Origin of the sequence: Paenibacillus turicensis (assembly GCF_050461185.1) — a bacterium.
GTDB classification, from domain to species: domain Bacteria; phylum Bacillota; class Bacilli; order Paenibacillales; family Paenibacillaceae; genus Fontibacillus; species Fontibacillus turicensis_A.
Genome location: NZ_JBCMOR010000002.1, coordinates 20,314 through 37,904, shown reverse-complemented (window position 1 = coordinate 37,904; position 17,591 = coordinate 20,314). Strand labels below are relative to the sequence as shown.

Below are 17,591 nucleotides of genomic sequence, written 5' to 3'. Positions count from 1 at the left end.
TGCTATAATTCACAGCAAATAATGGAACAGCTAGAATATTACACCCTTGATCACGTCTAATTATCCCTTTAAAGCCAAGGAGGTTTGAAGTGCAATGTTTCTCGAAGCGATTTATCACCGTCCACAGCTGAATTGGTCGTATGCGTATGATAAAGAGACCATTCATCTCAGATTACGTTCTAAACGAAATGACCTTAAAGAGGTCACAGTCCTTGCAGGAGACAAGTATGCTTGGGACAAAACGAAAGAACTTATTCCCATGAACAAGCTCATTGCTGATGAGCTATTTGATTATTGGGAATGTACGATTAAGCCACTTCATCGTCGTCTGCGTTATGCTTTTCAGTTAAAATCAGAAGCTGACCAAATTTGGATGACTGAACATGGCTTCACACCACAACGTCCTCAAACACCAAATCCATTATTTGAATATCCATTCCTTAATCCGGTAGATATATTTACGACACCAGAATGGGTAAAGGATGCTGTGTTTTATCAAATTTTTCCGGAACGTTTTGCGAATGGAGATATTACTAATGATCCTCCAAATGTTCTCCCTTGGGGTGGTACTCCTGCAAGAGACAATTACTTTGGTGGAGATTTACAAGGAATTTTACTACATTTGGATTATTTGCAGCAGCTTGGTGTTAATGCACTTTATCTCACACCTATTTTTGAAGCGAACACAAATCATAAATATGATACAACCGATTACTTGAAGGTTGATCCTCATTTTGGTGACATTGAAACATTGAAAAAGTTAGTTCAGGCGTGTCATGAACGAGGAATACGTATTTTGCTAGATGCTGTATTTAATCATGCAGGCAGTAGGTTTGCTCCATTTTTGGATGTACTGGAGCATGGGCAGTCCTCGAAATATAAGGATTGGTTTCATATCCATCAATGGCCGATTACAAGCTTAGAGGAAAGCGCATACAACTATAGCTACGATATGTTTGCTTTTGAAGCAACAATGCCAAAGCTAAATACAGAGCATCCTGAAGTGAAAAAGTATTTATTGGATGTAGCACAATTCTGGGTTAAAGAAGTGGGGATTGATGGTTGGCGATTGGATGTTGCCAATGAAGTTGATCATCAATTTTGGCGGGAATTTCGAAATGTTGTTAAACAAGCAAATCCTGAAGCCTATATATTAGGCGAGATCTGGAATGATTCAACTGCATGGCTACAAGGTGATCAGTTTGATGCCGTAATGAACTATCCTTTCACAGAAGCCGTTTGGGATTTTATTGCTAAAAATAAGCTGGATGCAGAACAATTTTCACATGCAATGGGTAAGCAGTTGGCGCGTTATTCTAAGCAGGCAAGTGAGATCACTTTTAACTTGCTAGATAGTCATGACACCCCACGCTTGCTTACACTTTGTCAAGATGACAAGCTCAAAATGAGGTTAGCCGCCGTGATTCAGTTCACCTATCTTGGCGTGCCGTGCATATATTATGGAGATGAGGTTGGGCTAACAGGAGAAGATGATCCCGATTGTCGAAAATGTATGGAGTGGGACGAGAGTAAACAGGATCAACAACTTTTGCAGTTTTATAAACGGTTAATTGAGGTTCGTAAGCAATCGCCTGCACTCAAATCTGGTTCCGTCCGTTTTCTAATCGCTGAGGCTGGTGGTGACATACTAGCTTATGAGCGTAGGCTAGATGATGAAGTTGTTGTGGTCGTAATAAACAACTCGGATATGAAGCAAACTATCTTACTACCTGTTGACCATACAGAATGGCAAGATGTTATGAACCAGAAGAAGCATCATAATAAAAGCAATTGCCCATCAGGCTCAGGGCTGCCAATCACACTAGGTGCTTATGACTATGTAATCTTGAAACGTCTTAACTAAGATATGAATAAATGAATATATCGTTTGCACTAATTAAATCGTATGCTATACAATACAGAGAAGAAGGAGCCTAGTCTTTACATTTAAGGAAGATTTAATGGCTTTTGTAACAAGGAGGATTTTTATGTCCGTTACGATAAAGGATGTGGCCAAAAAGGCTGGAGTTTCACCCTCCACCGTGTCTCGTGTATTGTCTAATCATCCTAAAATTAGCACTGAAACATCACTAAGAGTAAAAAAAATAATGAGTGAGCTTGGTTATCATCCTAACATAATGGCGAAAAGCCTTGTATCTAAAACAACGAATACAATTTGCATTATGTTACCTAAATCAGCCGAAGATTTATTTTCTAATTTTTTCTTTATGGAATTAATTCGAGGGATTATGACACATGCAAGAAAAATGGGATACGATGTATTATTAAGTTCTGGCTCTAATGAAAAAGAAGAGCTTGAGGGGATTTCCAGACTGCTAAATGGTCGTAGAGTTGATGGCGTCATTTTACTGTACTCTCGAGTTAATGATCCTGTCATTGATTTTTTACGAGATAACCATTATCCGTTTGTATTGATTGGGCGTAGTGAGCAGTATCCGGATATATTATCCGTGGACACCGACAATATTCAAGCCGCATATGATACTGCACAGCATTTAATTTCACTCGGGCATCAACGGATTGGCTTTGTCAGTGGTCCTTCTGAGCTTGTCGTATCTCAAGATCGCTTAACAGGGTATATGAATGCTTTAGCTGATGCCGGGATAGAAACAAGACAGGAATGGATTGTAGAAGGCGACTTTTTGCAGGATAGCGGTTATCGAGCTATGTCATTTTTTATGAGTCTACCAGATCGACCAACTGCAATTATTGTCATTGATGATGTTGTAGCTTTTGGTGTATTGCGAGGATTACATGAGCTTCATTATAACGTCCCTAAGGATCTTTGCCTTGTAAGCTTTAACAATATTCCATTAGCTGAACTAGCGACACCACCTTTAAGTAGTATGGATATTGGAACTTATAACTTAGGTTACACTGCATCACGTTTATTAATTCAAAGTATTCAGCAGGACGGAAAGGGGATTACGCAAAAACGACACATTATTCCCCATCGTCTTATGATTCGAGACTCATCTATATATAGCTTGCCTCAACAATAGAGAACTTACTGGTTTCTCTATTTTCTTTCACAGTTCAAACGTTTGCATTAAGGAGTGATAGGATGAATTTGATAAAAGCATGTATTTTTGATTTAGACGGAGTTTTAGTAGATACAGCACATTATCATTTTCTCGCATGGGAGCGACTTGCAGCAGAGCTTGGCTTTGAATTTACAACTCATGATAATGAAGCACTCAAAGGGGTTAGTCGTATGGCCTCCCTCGATATTTTACTCAGTAAAGGTAATATTATTGTTGACGCTAATCAAAAAGATGAATTCGCCGAGCGCAAAAATCGTTGGTATGTGGAATATATAGAACGTATGAATCAAAATGATCTTTTACCTGGAGTAGAGCAGTTTTTAAACGAATGCAGAGAACGGGGACTAAAGCTAGGGCTTGGCTCTGCTAGTAAAAATGCTAAAACTATTCTTACCCTCACTCAACTTATCGATAAGCTGGATGTTGTTGTTGATGGAACATGTATAACGTCTGCAAAACCAGATCCTGAAGTATTTCTACTTGCCGCCCAGCAGCTTGGGGTGGAACCAAAACAATGTGTTGTATTTGAGGATGCAGTAGCGGGTGTTGAAGCAGCCAAACGTGCCGGAATGTATTGTATTGGCGTAGGAAATCCAGAGATAATACAAGACGCCGATCTTGTAGTTCCTTCACTAAATGCAATGTCACCCACTTTATTAGAAAGCTTGACTATTACTTAATAATTACCAAACTATTACCAAAGGAATGGGAGAGAATAGGCATGGAGCAGTATTTGCAATTAGATGAATGGTCCATTATTGAAGAAGGATTTCATCCTAATCACCATGAGTTATCTGAAAGTATTTTCAGCATTGGAAACGGATACATGGGGCAACGTGCTAATTTTGAAGAAAGGTACAGTGGCTCCTCCTTACAAGGAAGTTATATGGCAGGTGTATATTATCCCGATAAAACAAGAGTGGGCTGGTGGAAAAACGGATATCCTGAGTATTTCGCGAAGGTTCTTAATAGCACAAATTGGATTGGAATCGATGTCAATATTGATGATCAGACCCTTGATTTAGCTACCTGCAAAATTCTCTCTTTTAGACGAGAGCTAAATATGAAGGCGGGTTATCTTTTAAGGGAATGCACTGTTGAGTTACCTAATTTTAAACAGGTTAGAATTAAATCAACACGTTTTGTTAGCTTAAAGAGACGTCAAATCGGGGCTATTAAGTACCAAATCACCCCTTTAAATTTCTCTGGCAAGCTGGCTTTAACCTCTTATCTAGATGGTGATGTCTCTAATAAGGATGCTAACTACGATGAAAAATTTTGGGTAGAGGTAAATAAACAAACTGCTGCTAACTGTAGCTATTTAACTATTAAAACTAAAAAGCTTGATTTCCACCTTACCTCAGCGATGCATACAAAGTTATTTCATAATGATGTTCAGCTTAAACACCCCTTACCTTCAGAGCAAATTGAAAAGGATAAATATGTAGGTGTACGCTCTGAAATTACTACGCAACAAGGGGAAACGGTCACACTGTATAAATACGTCGCTAACGTTACCTCACGAGATTATGAGCCGTCACAGCTCATTAATCAAGCACTACATTTCGTGAATGAAGCAATTCAAATCGGCTTTGAAGCTTTACTTGAAGAGCAGAAGCAAGCATGGGGAGAGCACTGGAAGGAATGCGACATCGTTATTGCTGGAGATTTAGCTGCTCAGCAAGCCATTCGCTTTAATATTTTCCAGCTGTATCAGACCTATACGGGTGAGGATAATCGCCTTAATATTGGTCCTAAAGGCTTTACAGGGGAGAAATACGGTGGGAGCACCTATTGGGATACTGAAGCTTATTGTCTTCCCTTCTATTTAAGCACAGCAGATGAGCATGTAGCTCGCAACTTACTTATTTATCGTCATAATCATTTGGAAAAAGCAAAAGAAAATGCTCGTAAGCTTGAATTCAGCAAGGGTGCACTTTATCCTATGGTGACCATGAATGGTGAGGAATGCCACAATGAATGGGAAATTACATTTGAAGAAATACATCGTAACGGCGCAATTGCTTATGCCATTTATAATTATGTGAATTATACAGGTGATGAGGCCTATTTGTATCAATATGGCTTAGACGTGCTGATTGAAATTTCGCGTTTTTGGGAAGAACGTGTCCAATTCTCTAAGGTCAAACAGCGATATGTGATGTTAGGGGTTACGGGGCCAAATGAATACGAAAATAACGTAAATAATAACTGGTACACCAATCGTATAGCAACATGGACATTGGAATACACATTACGGTCATTAGAGATGTTCCGTCAATCTCATGCCGCTGACTATGATCTGCTCGTAAATAAACTAGCAATACAACAAGAGGAGCTTAAGCAATGGCAACATATTATTGATCACATGTATTATCCAGTGGATGAAGAGCAAGGCATATTTTTGCAGCAGGATGGATTTCTAGACAAAGAAATTGTCCCTGTGAAGGAGCTATCTCCTGCCCATCTGCCTATCAATCAACATTGGTCATGGGATCGTATTCTTCGCTCTTGTTATATTAAGCAAGCTGATGTCTTGCAAGGTTTGTATTTTTTAGGGCATTTATATGACATTGAAATAAAAAAACGAAATTTTGACTTCTATGAACCGATTACAGTTCACGAATCCTCCCTATCCCCTTGTGTTCACAGCATTTTAGCTTGTGAATTAGGATATGTAGATAAAGCTTATGAAATGTATTTACGCACTTCGAGGTTGGATTTAGACAACTATAATAACGATACAGAGGATGGTTGTCACATTACGAGTATGGCAGGGACTTGGATGTCAATTACACAAGGATTTGGTGGAATGAAGGTACAGAAGGATATGCTGTGTCTTGCTCCGATTATTCCACATTCATGGACTGCATTTTCCTTTAAAATTATGTTCCGTCATGCTAGACTGCAAGTTCATGTGTCCCAAGAAAAGGTCATCATCACTCATGAGGCTGGACCAGAGATTACAGTACGGCTCTATGAAGATGTACACACGTTTGCTGCTCAACAAGTAATAGAACAACCACTTCCGACTACCAAATAACAAAAATCCGAACTATTTCAGGAAATTCTAATTGAACTCCGTAATAGTTCGGATTTAGCTTTTACCCAAATGCAAGAACAACCATTCCAATTTCATGTAATTCCATTTCATTTTTGGTTAGGCGCGCCACATGCTCGCTACCATAACGAATTTTCCACGATCCGTAACCTAGATCAGGCAACTGCACTATAATCTGCTCTGTATTTGCATTATAGATAACATAGAGATGAAGGTCCCAATCCCCTCCCGCATGATTGCGCAGTGTATAAGCAACACTACGAGGTGGTGAAAGTTCAAAAAATAAATGGTTACGTATTTGCTCAGACGTACGTAAACGGAAGGCAGAATGTGATTTACGAAAGGAAATTAGACTTTGCATATAAGCTACATCATGACTAAACTGAGCACAACGTTGCCAATCAAGGGCATTTATCTCCGCAGAGCTATTATAGCTATTTTCCACACCTTGCTTGGTTCTCATAAACTCTTGGCCAGCATGAAGGAAAGGAATGCCTTGGCTTGTTAAAAGGATAGCTGAAGCTAATCGATGTAACTTGCGATAATCTGCTTCACTTCCATTTGGACAACTTGCAACTAGTTTATCCCATAACGTTAAATTGTCATGACACTCCACATAGTTGACGGTCTGTTCAGGCTCAGATGCAAAGCCAGACAATTGCCTATTATACTTTATGCCACCAGCAATACCACTTTTAATGGAAGCTTCAAGTCCTTCCTCACCGTGAATAAACCCTTTGCTTGATACATCAAAGTTACTGCCCTTGATCGCATCTCGAAATAAATCACTAAACTGTCCGATCCGTGGCAATAAACTGCTATTACGCTGTGCGGCACGCTTATTTTCAGGTAATACCGTAGGCAAATTCCAGCCTTCACCAAGCATTATAATCGATGGATCTATTTCATCTAACCTTCTACGAATTTCACTCATCGTGGCGATATCGAGCAAGCCCATCAGGTCAAAACGAAAACCATCAATATGATATTCCTTTGCCCAATAAACGACAGAGTCCACAATAAATTTAGACATCATAGGCATTTCGGAAGCGCATTCATTTCCACAAAACGAACCATTAGATAAGCTACCATCTGGCAAATGTCTAAAATAATAATCTGGAACCAGCTTGTTGAAGCTGCTTTTAGCGACATCAAATATATGATTGTAAACCACATCCATAATGACAGAAATACCTTTACTATGGAGCTGATGAATCATAAGCTTGAGTTCACGAATCCGAGCCTCTGGACAATAAGGATTTGTTGAATAAGACCCTTCTGGTGCATTGTAGTTTTTAGGATCATATCCCCAGTTATAGTGAGGCTGATCCAGCTTCGTTTCATCGACACTTTCCGTAGCATAATCAAAAATAGGCAATAGCTGCACATGCGTAACCCCTAATGCCTTAATATAATCAAGTCCCGTCTTTATACCATAGGGTCCCTTTGTCCCCAGTTGTGCTAATGCAGTATATTTCCCCCTTGGAGACATACCAGATTGAACATCATAAGAAGCATCCCTAATATGCAACTCATAAATAACAGCATCTACAGGCTTAAATGATGAATCCCGTTTTAATCTTTTCCAGCCCATTGGATTTGTGTTCTCTAACTCAACAATCGCTCCTCGATCCCCATTCACCCCTACGGCTACCGCATATGGATCAACAGCTTCATGACATTGCTCACCTATCCAAACTTTGTAAGTGTAAAAATAATTACGGAGGTTTTGATTAATGTAACAGACAAATGTACCCCCCTGATCTCTTTGCATCATATAGCTTTCACCTGAAACTGAAGACCAATCTGAGTACAAGCTAACCTCTGCTTTCCAAGCGGTTGGTGCCCACACCCTAAAAAATGTTCCTTCTCGATGATAGGTAACTCCTAAGTCATCCCCATCGTAAACATCATAAACAAACTGCTCGGCAAGATTACCATCATGTATACTAACATCGGTTCCCCTCTGTAGTGACAATTGGCTCACCCCAATCCTAATGAGATTGATCTTCCCTATAGCTTGCTCAAAAAACATAAAGGCTAGTTCTAATTCATAATATGAAATCTTACCCTGTTGGCGTTACGGCATTATGGCTAAAAAAACTTAGCAATATAGCGAGAAAATTGTCAAATTTTGTTTCTCAAATGTCATAAAATTAGGTATAATGAAATCATATTGTGCTAAAGTTAAACGGAGGTCTCCCATGCATTGTTATCATTGTTCCGAATTTTATGAAGCAGATGCTCCAGCATGTCCAATGTGCGGAAAAGAAAGGGACATTTCAAATAATGAAAGCGCTAACTTAAATTTGTTTTTGAACCATGAGCTTGGATTATTTGTAGGTACAAATACAAATTTTTATATGAAAAATTGTACAAAATCTCGTTATTGGAATTGGTCCGCGTTTTTATTTGGTGGCTATTGGTTGATTTATCGGGGGATGTACGCTTATTTAATTGTTTATTTGTCCTTGCTTCTAGCCTTTTTATGTTCTGCTACCCTTTACGTTTGGCATAGTATCAATCCTTTTTTTGTCATTTCACAACTAATTGTTGTCTTTTTACTATTAAGAGGGATGTTTGCTTGTTTGGCCAATCATATTTATTTATGCTTTGCTACACGTAAAATTCAAAAGCTACATCAAAAATACCCTGATGATGTTCAATCACGTAATATACGAATTATGTTAGCAGGTCGAACAAACTTATATTTCCCGATTGCAATATCGATGTTACCGTTAATTCTAATCCTCTTTCTTATCATTTATTACGTGATTAACTTGAATCATCAACCAGCTCAAAATATAAAGGTATTAAGCTATTGCTACAATTTTTTCCGTTACTTGGTTTCGCAGCATCTTACATAACAAAACTGTAGCAAAAATACTCATAATGGTTAGATTAAACACGTAAAGTTGATATAGTATAAATTTTTATAATGTTAGACGTGCAAAACAAATCATTTATGAACGATATACCCCTTTTATGGCATTCGCATTCATTAGCGCTATCCGCTATAATGATTATAAGTTTTTATCAAATTATTCATAATAGAGGAGTAGATGTTTATAATGCAAGGTGACAGGTTTTTGACATTAAATTTGGGTTTAGTTGTATTGCTTATTGCTGCAACAGCATTTTTTGTAGCCGTAGAGTTTGCGATTGTCCGCGTACGTAGTAGTAGAGTTGATCAGTTAATTGCGGAAGGACGCAAAAATGCATTAGCAGTAAAGCAAGTAACATCAAATTTAGATGGCTATTTATCAGCCTGCCAGTTGGGTATTACAATAACAGCTTTAGGACTAGGATGGTTAGGTGAACCAACCATAGAAGCTTTATTAGGACCTATCTTCCACCAATTACAAGTACCAACTGCAATTACTGGGGTATTATCCTTTATTATTGCATTTGTTATTATTACGTATCTTCACGTCGTTGTTGGTGAGTTAGCACCAAAGACTATTGCAATCCGTAAAGCAGAAGAAGTCGCGATGTTAACTGCAAAACCACTTATTTTGTTTACAAAAGTAATGAAGCCATTTATTTGGACATTAAACGGTTCTGCGAATCAGCTAGTTAAATTGGTAGGGATTAAGCCTGCTTCTGAGCATGAGGAAGCCCATTCCGAAGAAGAGCTACAAATTATTATTAATGAAAGCTTTGAAAGTGGAAAAATTAATCAAAGTGAATTCGGCTATGTAAACCGTATTTTTGCCTTTGACAATATGCTTGCTAAGGAAATTATGGTTCCACGTACCGATATGATCTGCTTATATACAGATAAAACACGCGAGGAAAACTTATCTATTATTACTGAACAACAGTATACTCGTTTCCCTGTCGTATCAGGTAATAAGGATAATATCATCGGTGTTATAAATACAAAGCAATTTTTCTTAGCTTATGAGGGAAATCCAAATTTAGAAATCTCCTCGATTCTTCGCCCAGTCATGGCGGTTTCAGAGGTAATGCCAGTGAATGAACTTCTGAAGAAAATGCAGCAAGAAGGTAGCCACATGGCGATCCTAATTGATGAATATGGTGGTACATCTGGTCTTGTTACAATTGAGGATATTCTTGAAGAGATTGTTGGCGAAATTCGTGATGAATTTGACACTGAAGAGGAGCAACCTATTCAGCAGCTAAGTGATCACCACTTAATCGTAGATGGTAAAGTTGCCATTAATCAAATTAATGATACATTGTTAACAAACCTAGACTCCGCTGAGGTAGACACCATTGGTGGATGGCTATATGGGATGCACCCAGAGATGGAAGAAGGGGAAACGTTAGAGCATGATGGTGTAATGTTTACCTTGCTTGATAAGGAGCCCCATCGCTTTAGACGTCTAGAAATAATAAAGCAAGACGCGACAACAGAAGGAATACAACAATAGAAGTTGTTAGGATACAAAAGAGAGGCTACCAGTGTAAAAATGGTAGCCTCTCTTTGATTATAGTATTTTTATTGACGTGTCATATTGATGATCACATGATCACATCCATAGCTTGATGCTACAGCTTAAATACATTAACCGCCTTTTGCAACTCTTGTGCCAAAGAGGATAATTGATCAATTGCTGCTGAAATTTCCTCCATCGCTGCACTTTGCTCTTCAGAAGAGGCTGCAACTTCCTCTGATGCAGCTGCTTGTTCTTGCGTAATACCAGAAATCTGCTGAACAGAAGTGGATATACTCTGATAAGATCCTTCTACTAATACTAAAGAATTTAAGAGCTGTTCTGTACGATTAGTAAACTCTTCAATCCCCTTGAAAATCCCTTGGAAGTTTTCATAAGTAGTATTCATTAGATGTTGACCTTCAACAATCGCACGACTACCTTCATTAATACTTTCAATAACAAGGTTACTATTTTGTTGTGTACCAGCAACTAAGCCAGTAATTGATGCTGCTGCTGATGCGGATTGCTCTGCTAGCTTACGTACCTCCCCTGCAACAACGGCAAAACCTTTCCCTTGCTCTCCTACTCTTGCTGCTTCTATTGAGGCATTTAAGGCTAGCAAATTGGTTTGCTCAGCAATACCGGTAATAATACCAATTACTTCTCCAATTTTAATGGAGTTTTGCTGTAATTGCCCTGCAATCTGCTCTGAGTTTTGCATAACCTCCTCAACTTTATTTATCTGCTCTAAGGTTTGCTCAACGATATCTTGTCCTTCTGAGGATCTCTTACTCACTCTTCTAGCAATGAGCTGCATGTCGTTGACTTCAGTAGCTACACCGGACAATTGCTTTTCAATTTCCAGCACAGAAGTCGTACTATTTCCGATAGATTCTACTACTTCGTTAATTCCCTCCGTCATATTGTTCATTGACTCAGCAACCTGCTGAGCACTTGCACTTGACTCTTCAATTACTTGTTGTAGCTGTTGGCTTGTGCCTGCCACTTCATTAGATGAGGTTGAAATATGTCCAATAAGCTGTTTCATATTTGTGCTCATCACTTGGAAGGATTGTGATAATCTTGCAATCTCATCATTCCCTGTTACCTCAATAGATTGAGACATATCTCCATCTGCAAATTGCTGTGTAACATGCATTAAGTTCTTAATTGGCTTCGCAATCAACCGTCCAAGTAGGAAAGCAAGCAATAAACCAACTCCAAATAATATTACTGAGATCACCACAGTATACCAAGTTACACTGGAAATCGTATTAGGGATTACCGCTGCATCAAGGTCAATACCTAACAGTCCTTCAACATCACCTTTACTATTTTTTAACGGTACAAAAATGGATTGATGAATCCCATATTCGTCTTCATAAATTTTGCTTAAGGTTTGTTGCTTCGTTTCAAGCATTCTTTTCATATCAGCTGAGAAGGTGTAATCCATATTAAAGTCATCCGGTGTATCTGATAATGCGATAATACGCTCTTTTCCACCCTCATTAGATAAAATAAATACATTTTGCAAATTATACTCTTGCTTTAATTTATCCATTAAAGCTCTTGCTTCTTTATAAGTTGGGCTATCAGTGTTAGGGATTTCAAGTAAATTGCCCTTTATACCCTCTAATTGTGTTGATACAGTATGGATGTTGCCTTTTAAGCGCGTTTCTAATTCATCACTTAGTTTTCCACTTAACGTAGATGTAGTAAAAACTAATAAACCGATAAAACATGCAACTGTGATGACAATCGTTAATGCGCTGCCCATCATAATTTTAGAGGATACAGTACCAAATAAATTTTTCTTTATTTTTTCCCTCATGTTGTTTTCATCTCCTAGGTTCGATCATAGCTACATAACTAGATAGACTTATTTCACAGTACTAACAAATTGTTCATATACTTCTGTTACGCATGCCTTCAAATAGTCTACAACCTCAGTAACAAGCTCTGGCTTGGTATGTGGTGAAATAACAAAAAACTTACTAACATACAATGGAATACTTTGATCTTCTAAGGTGTTCACAATTAAATGCTTTTTTGTATCTCCAAAAAACATTTGGTCTCTTTGCTGTCCTAGCTTTTCAAAAAGACGCTCATTTAACAGGTTTGTTTGTTCGATATCATCAATAGAACAAGTGCCTTTAACTTCATCTTGGAACCTTGGAGCTTTTGGCGGATAGATCCGAAAGACAGTGGAAATGGCATAATTATCAGGATTTACAATATCAACCTCTGGGATTTTAGCTACCAATTGCTTACGGAATTCATAGCTAACCTCTAAAAATTGACCAAATAACCGCTGATAACCTTCAATTCCAAAGGCTAACAATGCGCTATACATGCTAATCGAGCTAGCCATACGTGTGCATTCTAATGTGTAGCCGGTGTGATAATCACCATAACCACGATGCCCCACATAAGGTGTCTCATCTTCTCCAAGCTCTAACAATCCAAAATCGTTTGCATTTTTCACCAAAAACAAACTAGATACATACGGAGTTTGCCCTAGCTTCTGGAAATCAAAGCACATGGAATCTGCAAGATGTAAATGTCTCATTTTCACTTGTAGCTTAGCCACCATTTCAAGCACACCTGCGCTAAATCCAAGTTCGTTTTTACTCAAATTATAGTCATTAAATACGGCGAAAAACCCACCTAATGCGGAATCAGCATGAATATGTGGACATGCTAAACCTGCTTGCTCAGTTACCTTTTGAGCAACTTGACGAATAAGAGAAACATCATCAATACCAATTGCATCTGTCGTTCCTGTAGTGGCTACTATGTATACTGGAATTCCACCACTAGCTATAACCTGATTCATTTTACGTTCTAGATCTTCTGTGTCCATCGAGCTGTCTGATAACGTTTTGACTTTAACAAGATGGTTGCTGCCAATTCCTGTAGCTTCTACTGATTTGAACAAGCTATAGTGTGCTGCCTCCGAGCAAAAGACGTATAAATTTCCTGGAACGCCATGCTGTGGTGCTTGTGGATCATGTTTAGCAATCGCAATTCTTAATCCAGAAAATACTGCACCTTGTCCTCCCCACGTTGTGTAGCCACCACTTTGTTCAGCATCATAGCCGACCAGCTTTGACATCATTGCTGTCACTCTAACCTCTGCTTCAGCACCTGCAGGTCCATACACATCCCACAAATTGTTCCCGTTTACTAACATCGCAGTAAGCATTCCCATCATGCCTGGCATCGAAGCCATCGGTAAAATGTTCGTAAAGAAATATTTAGTATGATATGGATGACCATGCAACAGCTTTAATAATTGTGTGTTCACCTCCTCCATCGCTGTTCCTACTTGGGGTATGTAGCTTTCTTTGGTTAACTCTCCATAAAAATTACCGTCTCGCTTCTTATTCCCCTTTAAATTAACACCATCAGGATTTTTTAATTCGTCTACACCTGTAATAAGCTGTTCTATTAGTTTCATCATTTCTTCCCGTTTTTGAGTGTTACCATCTTCACTTGGAAACCAGTCTCTTACATCGGGCTTATTTGATGTTTGCATGTTTAAAAACTCCTTATTTTAGATTGAATTCATAGATGTCTTGGGTACATATACCTTCTCCTAAATGCTGTATTTAGTTACAAAATAGTAGATATACCCTCCTAGATTATAAAATAAATTGTTAGATATTACAGTTATTTTAAGGGTTAATTCCAATAAATTGTAATTATAGTTTAGGTCTTTTTTGCCATTTCAACTTCTTAGGGCCTGACTAATATACACATCTTTTTTACCATATCATTTTGTGAGCTGGTTCTTTGAACCCTTACATGACAAGTGAGTTTATATGAAAACATAAAAATATCCCTTTAAATTCTTTGTAATTTTCTGCATATTTCAAGTTATTATTTTCATTACAAAAAAAAGTAAGAATTTTCAGTGAATTTTCTTCGTTTACTCATTTTGATCACAATAAAGGAGCATCTTTTCGTAAAAGTGCCCCTTTAGGTCCGTGTTATTTCTAGTTGTTCTTACTGTAATTTAGTCTTGGTTTTTCATCTCAAATTGCTGATTCAACTTTTGCTGTAACTCAGTTAATAAATCTAGATCAAGAGAAGCCAAATACACGTCTGCCATCCGATCTTTTATTTCCTTCGCCTCACCTAAATAAGCAATGGATTGTTTCATTGAGGTTGCATAACGTTGTTTTATAGGTGTTAGCTCCTCTGCGAACCTTTCATCTGTTCCTGGTGTAATTGCTAGAGGATACACATCAATAATCTCATCTCCATCTCTTGATGGAAAATGCTCGTGTGGGGCAGTACTATCGAAAATAGCTAAGCTTAATTCGGGGAAAATTAACATATCTAAACTATTCGGGTCAAAACCACAATGATAAATCTCCGTACTGATGCCACGCTCCTGAGCAATGGAGGCTAGCTTTTTAAATAAAGTAGACTTGCCCGAGCCAGGACGTCCCTTTACGTAAAATCTTTTATCAAGATCATCCGTCAAATTCATCACATAATCTACAGCTCCAGTATACGTTGCTGCACCAAGAAAACGATGCACTGTAGTAGGAGCATTTATAATAGAACAATTGTCGGGATTTATTGATGCTGTCGTGAATGCTTCATTCTGAATTAAATATTTATCTCCCCACACGGTAGCAAGCTCATTCATCACTTCTCGATCTAGGTGCTCAATATAATACTTTTCCCACTCGTCATGAATTCTTAGTGTCTTCAGAAAAGAAGCATAAGCAGTGTCATAAGCTTCGTTAAGCTGCTGTTGTAAGCGAGTTAATGCTTGTGAGGCCTGAGTAATTTTGCCTACATCATAACAATCCTTAACTGGAACAACCTGTATGTCGACTCCACCTATCTTATTAGGCTCTTGTGGTAAGGCTTCCTCATCAATGAAGCCAATTTGCAGGTTTGGAACGATAATCCCCTCTAGTAGTTCACTATTTAAAGGATCATGAATGAGGTGCAAGCTATGTCCTTGGTGTTCAAGGTGCTGCGCTAGTTTTTTTAATATTAATGCTGTTCCCCCTGTATAACCTTGTAATACATAAACTGTACCTAGTCCACGATATGCTGAGTCCACTAAACTATGAAGACCTAGTGCTGTGTTCCCTCGAACAAAATAATGCTTATGTGCTGTGTTCATTTGATGCAAGCTCCCTTCAAAAATCAACTTAATTCCTACACCTTACATCCTATGCAACTTATTCATGCTATGTGTTAGCCTATTTTGCCAAAATAAAAAGCCCTACAAGCATTTCTAAACGAAAAGCTTACGGGCTATATTTTTCTATTAAAACTATATATCACTATATTTAATTGATCATTTCCATTCTCTTCTAATTTGCGATAATTCTAATCCAAGTTGTATACACGCGCCCAAATGCTCGAAACATTGTAGGAATCAATAAAACTAGCACAATGCCCACTCCACCCACGATTAAAGAATGCTCAAATGAAGTCAGGGCAGGTAATAAGTAAGTAAGAAGTGAGGTATTTCCTTCAAATAAGTCAAATGAAAAATATTGAAGGCTAAAGTAATTTGCAATTGGTGCTAACATCACTGCGATAAAGGTCAAAGGAAACACGAGTGCAAAAGTGAAGTTAATGATACCTACTGGTAGCTGTAGTATGCAATAAAACAACCCTTGATAGCTTCTACGATCCTGTAGCATGGACCACAAGCTGCTAAAGCCCTGCCATTTGTAGCTTGTAGCTTGATGATCTAGTTCATTATATAATTCACTGTATTGTTGATTAGATTGTTCACTATGTACTTGATCTACAAGTTCATATGAATATGGGTTCTGTTGATTTTGTTGTTTATGTTGAGCCTGTTGAGCTTTTTGATTGTGTTTGTCATGTGCATCAGATTCATTGTGTAGCCATTGATTAACTTGCCTCTCTTCTTCCCCTAACAGCCACTGACAAATGCGTAACGTCATATCTAGCAATGGAAATCCAATCCATACAATCATTAACGGTAGGCTGATACATATCCCCGTAATTGCAACAACAAATGCTATAATCCCTCTCGGTAAAGATAACAGCATAATGATCCATGCCTGCAATGCACTTTGTTTTTTCATGGTAAGCCCCTCTTTCCTAATACTATAAACAGTATAAAAGATGATGACATGATACAGCCCCCCTCTATAGACTGAAAAAATGCTCGACCTTAGTCTAGATTGACGTTATAACCATTATCTTTGACTTCCATAATTCAAAGCGTTATTGTCATAATAAAACAATAAAACGACGAAGCAACGAATATCACGTCTTGCATGTGATTTTAATATGGCTAAGGAGTAATTATGATTAATTCAGAACAAATCTTAAATCGAATGAATGGGGATCAAAAAATTAATTACGATACTGTATTGCAAAAAATGATGTCAAATTGGAAGGAAGCGGAGCAACGCCCGAAAATACTTATTCATAGCTGTTGTGCCCCATGTAGTACATATACGTTAGAATATTTGGTGCAATACGCGGATATCACCATTTATTTTGCCAACTCTAATATTCATCCACAAAGTGAATACCAACGTCGTAAAATTGTGCAAAAGGAATTTGTTGAAAACTTTAATGACCGCACAGGGAGTGAAGTTGGTTTTATTGCTGCAGATTATGAGCCACATGCCTTTATGAAACGGGTCAAGGAGGAACAGCTACAAGATGAGCCTGAAGGTGGCAAACGATGCACCGCCTGCTTCGAGATGCGACTGGAATCCTCCGCACTCAAAGCACTAGAGCTTAATTTTGATTACTTCGGCAGTGCCATTACATTATCTCCGAAAAAGAACAGTCAACACGTCAATGAAATTGGCTTAGATGTTCAAAAAATATATGATGTCAAATATTTACCTAGTGATTTTAAGAAAAACAATGGCTATAAACGGTCGATTGAAATGTGCAAGGAATACGATATTTTTAGACAATGTTATTGTGGTTGTGTTTTTGCTGCCACTCAGCAAGGAATAGATTTAAAGATGATTAATCAAGAGGCAACCCGCTTTTTAGATCAGCAATAGGGTATTTAAAGTATGATAGATTGTG

General features: G+C 38.1%; 12 protein-coding genes. 7 read left to right on the top strand and 5 right to left on the bottom strand.

The annotated features are described in order from the left end of the window. The first annotated feature begins 94 nt into the window (after positions 1-94). The 4 genes from ABE099_RS01615 to ABE099_RS01600 all read left to right on the top strand — a co-directional run bounded on the left by ABE099_RS01615 (position 95) and on the right by ABE099_RS01600 (position 6,108). Positions 95-1,864 carry an alpha-glycosidase gene (locus ABE099_RS01615; protein ID WP_430026841.1) on the top strand — a complete coding sequence of 590 codons (1,770 nt, stop codon included), beginning with the start codon at positions 95-97 and terminating at the stop codon, positions 1,862-1,864. A 124-nt stretch (positions 1,865-1,988) separates the two neighbouring features. Beyond that, a complete protein-coding gene (locus tag ABE099_RS01610; protein WP_430026840.1) occupies positions 1,989-3,023 on the top strand; it encodes a LacI family DNA-binding transcriptional regulator in 1,035 nt (344 codons plus the stop codon). Positions 3,024-3,085: 62 nt separating this feature from the next. Continuing rightward, positions 3,086-3,745, top strand: a complete 660-nt coding sequence (gene pgmB / locus ABE099_RS01605) for a beta-phosphoglucomutase (protein WP_430026839.1) — start codon at positions 3,086-3,088, stop codon at positions 3,743-3,745. Positions 3,746-3,786: 41 nt separating this feature from the next. Beyond that, positions 3,787-6,108, top strand: coding sequence for a glycoside hydrolase family 65 protein (locus tag ABE099_RS01600; RefSeq protein WP_430026838.1), 2,322 nt, complete (start codon positions 3,787-3,789; stop codon positions 6,106-6,108). A gap of 61 nt (positions 6,109-6,169) precedes the next feature. Here ABE099_RS01600 and pulA read toward each other — a convergent pair whose 3' ends face one another. Further along, on the bottom strand, positions 6,170-8,104 hold the full coding sequence (gene pulA / locus ABE099_RS01595; protein WP_430026837.1) for a type I pullulanase: 1,935 nt from the start codon (positions 8,102-8,104) through the stop codon (positions 6,170-6,172). Between the two features lie 226 nt (positions 8,105-8,330). Here pulA and ABE099_RS01590 point away from each other — a divergent pair, with 226 nt between their 5' ends. Continuing rightward, positions 8,331-8,993 (top strand): DUF2628 domain-containing protein, encoded by a 663-nt coding sequence (locus ABE099_RS01590; protein ID WP_430026836.1) that lies wholly within the window; start codon positions 8,331-8,333, stop codon positions 8,991-8,993. Between the two features lie 204 nt (positions 8,994-9,197). Beyond that, positions 9,198-10,523: a hemolysin family protein gene (locus ABE099_RS01585; protein WP_430026835.1), complete on the top strand. Its 1,326-nt coding sequence runs from the start codon at positions 9,198-9,200 to the stop codon at positions 10,521-10,523. 118 nt (positions 10,524-10,641) lie between these two features. Here the strand turns inward: ABE099_RS01585 and ABE099_RS01580 are convergent, their stop codons facing one another. The 4 genes from ABE099_RS01580 to ABE099_RS01565 all read right to left on the bottom strand — a co-directional run bounded on the left by ABE099_RS01580 (position 10,642) and on the right by ABE099_RS01565 (position 16,621). Further along, on the bottom strand, positions 10,642-12,360 hold the full coding sequence (locus tag ABE099_RS01580; RefSeq protein ID WP_430026834.1) for a methyl-accepting chemotaxis protein: 1,719 nt from the start codon (positions 12,358-12,360) through the stop codon (positions 10,642-10,644). A gap of 48 nt (positions 12,361-12,408) precedes the next feature. Next, on the bottom strand, positions 12,409-14,067 hold the full coding sequence (locus ABE099_RS01575) for a pyridoxal phosphate-dependent decarboxylase family protein (protein ID WP_430026833.1): 1,659 nt from the start codon (positions 14,065-14,067) through the stop codon (positions 12,409-12,411). Between the two features lie 480 nt (positions 14,068-14,547). Then, a complete protein-coding gene (locus tag ABE099_RS01570; RefSeq protein WP_430026832.1) occupies positions 14,548-15,678 on the bottom strand; it encodes a hypothetical protein in 1,131 nt (376 codons plus the stop codon). 193 nt (positions 15,679-15,871) lie between these two features. Continuing rightward, complete coding sequence (locus ABE099_RS01565; RefSeq protein WP_430026831.1) at positions 15,872-16,621, bottom strand: sensor domain-containing protein; 750 nt, start codon at positions 16,619-16,621, stop codon at positions 15,872-15,874. 225 nt (positions 16,622-16,846) lie between these two features. On the opposite strand from ABE099_RS01565, the gene ABE099_RS01560 reads away from it, so the two are divergent. Next, positions 16,847-17,566, top strand: coding sequence for an epoxyqueuosine reductase QueH (locus ABE099_RS01560; protein ID WP_430026830.1), 720 nt, complete (start codon positions 16,847-16,849; stop codon positions 17,564-17,566). Positions 17,567-17,591: the final 25 nt, after the last annotated feature.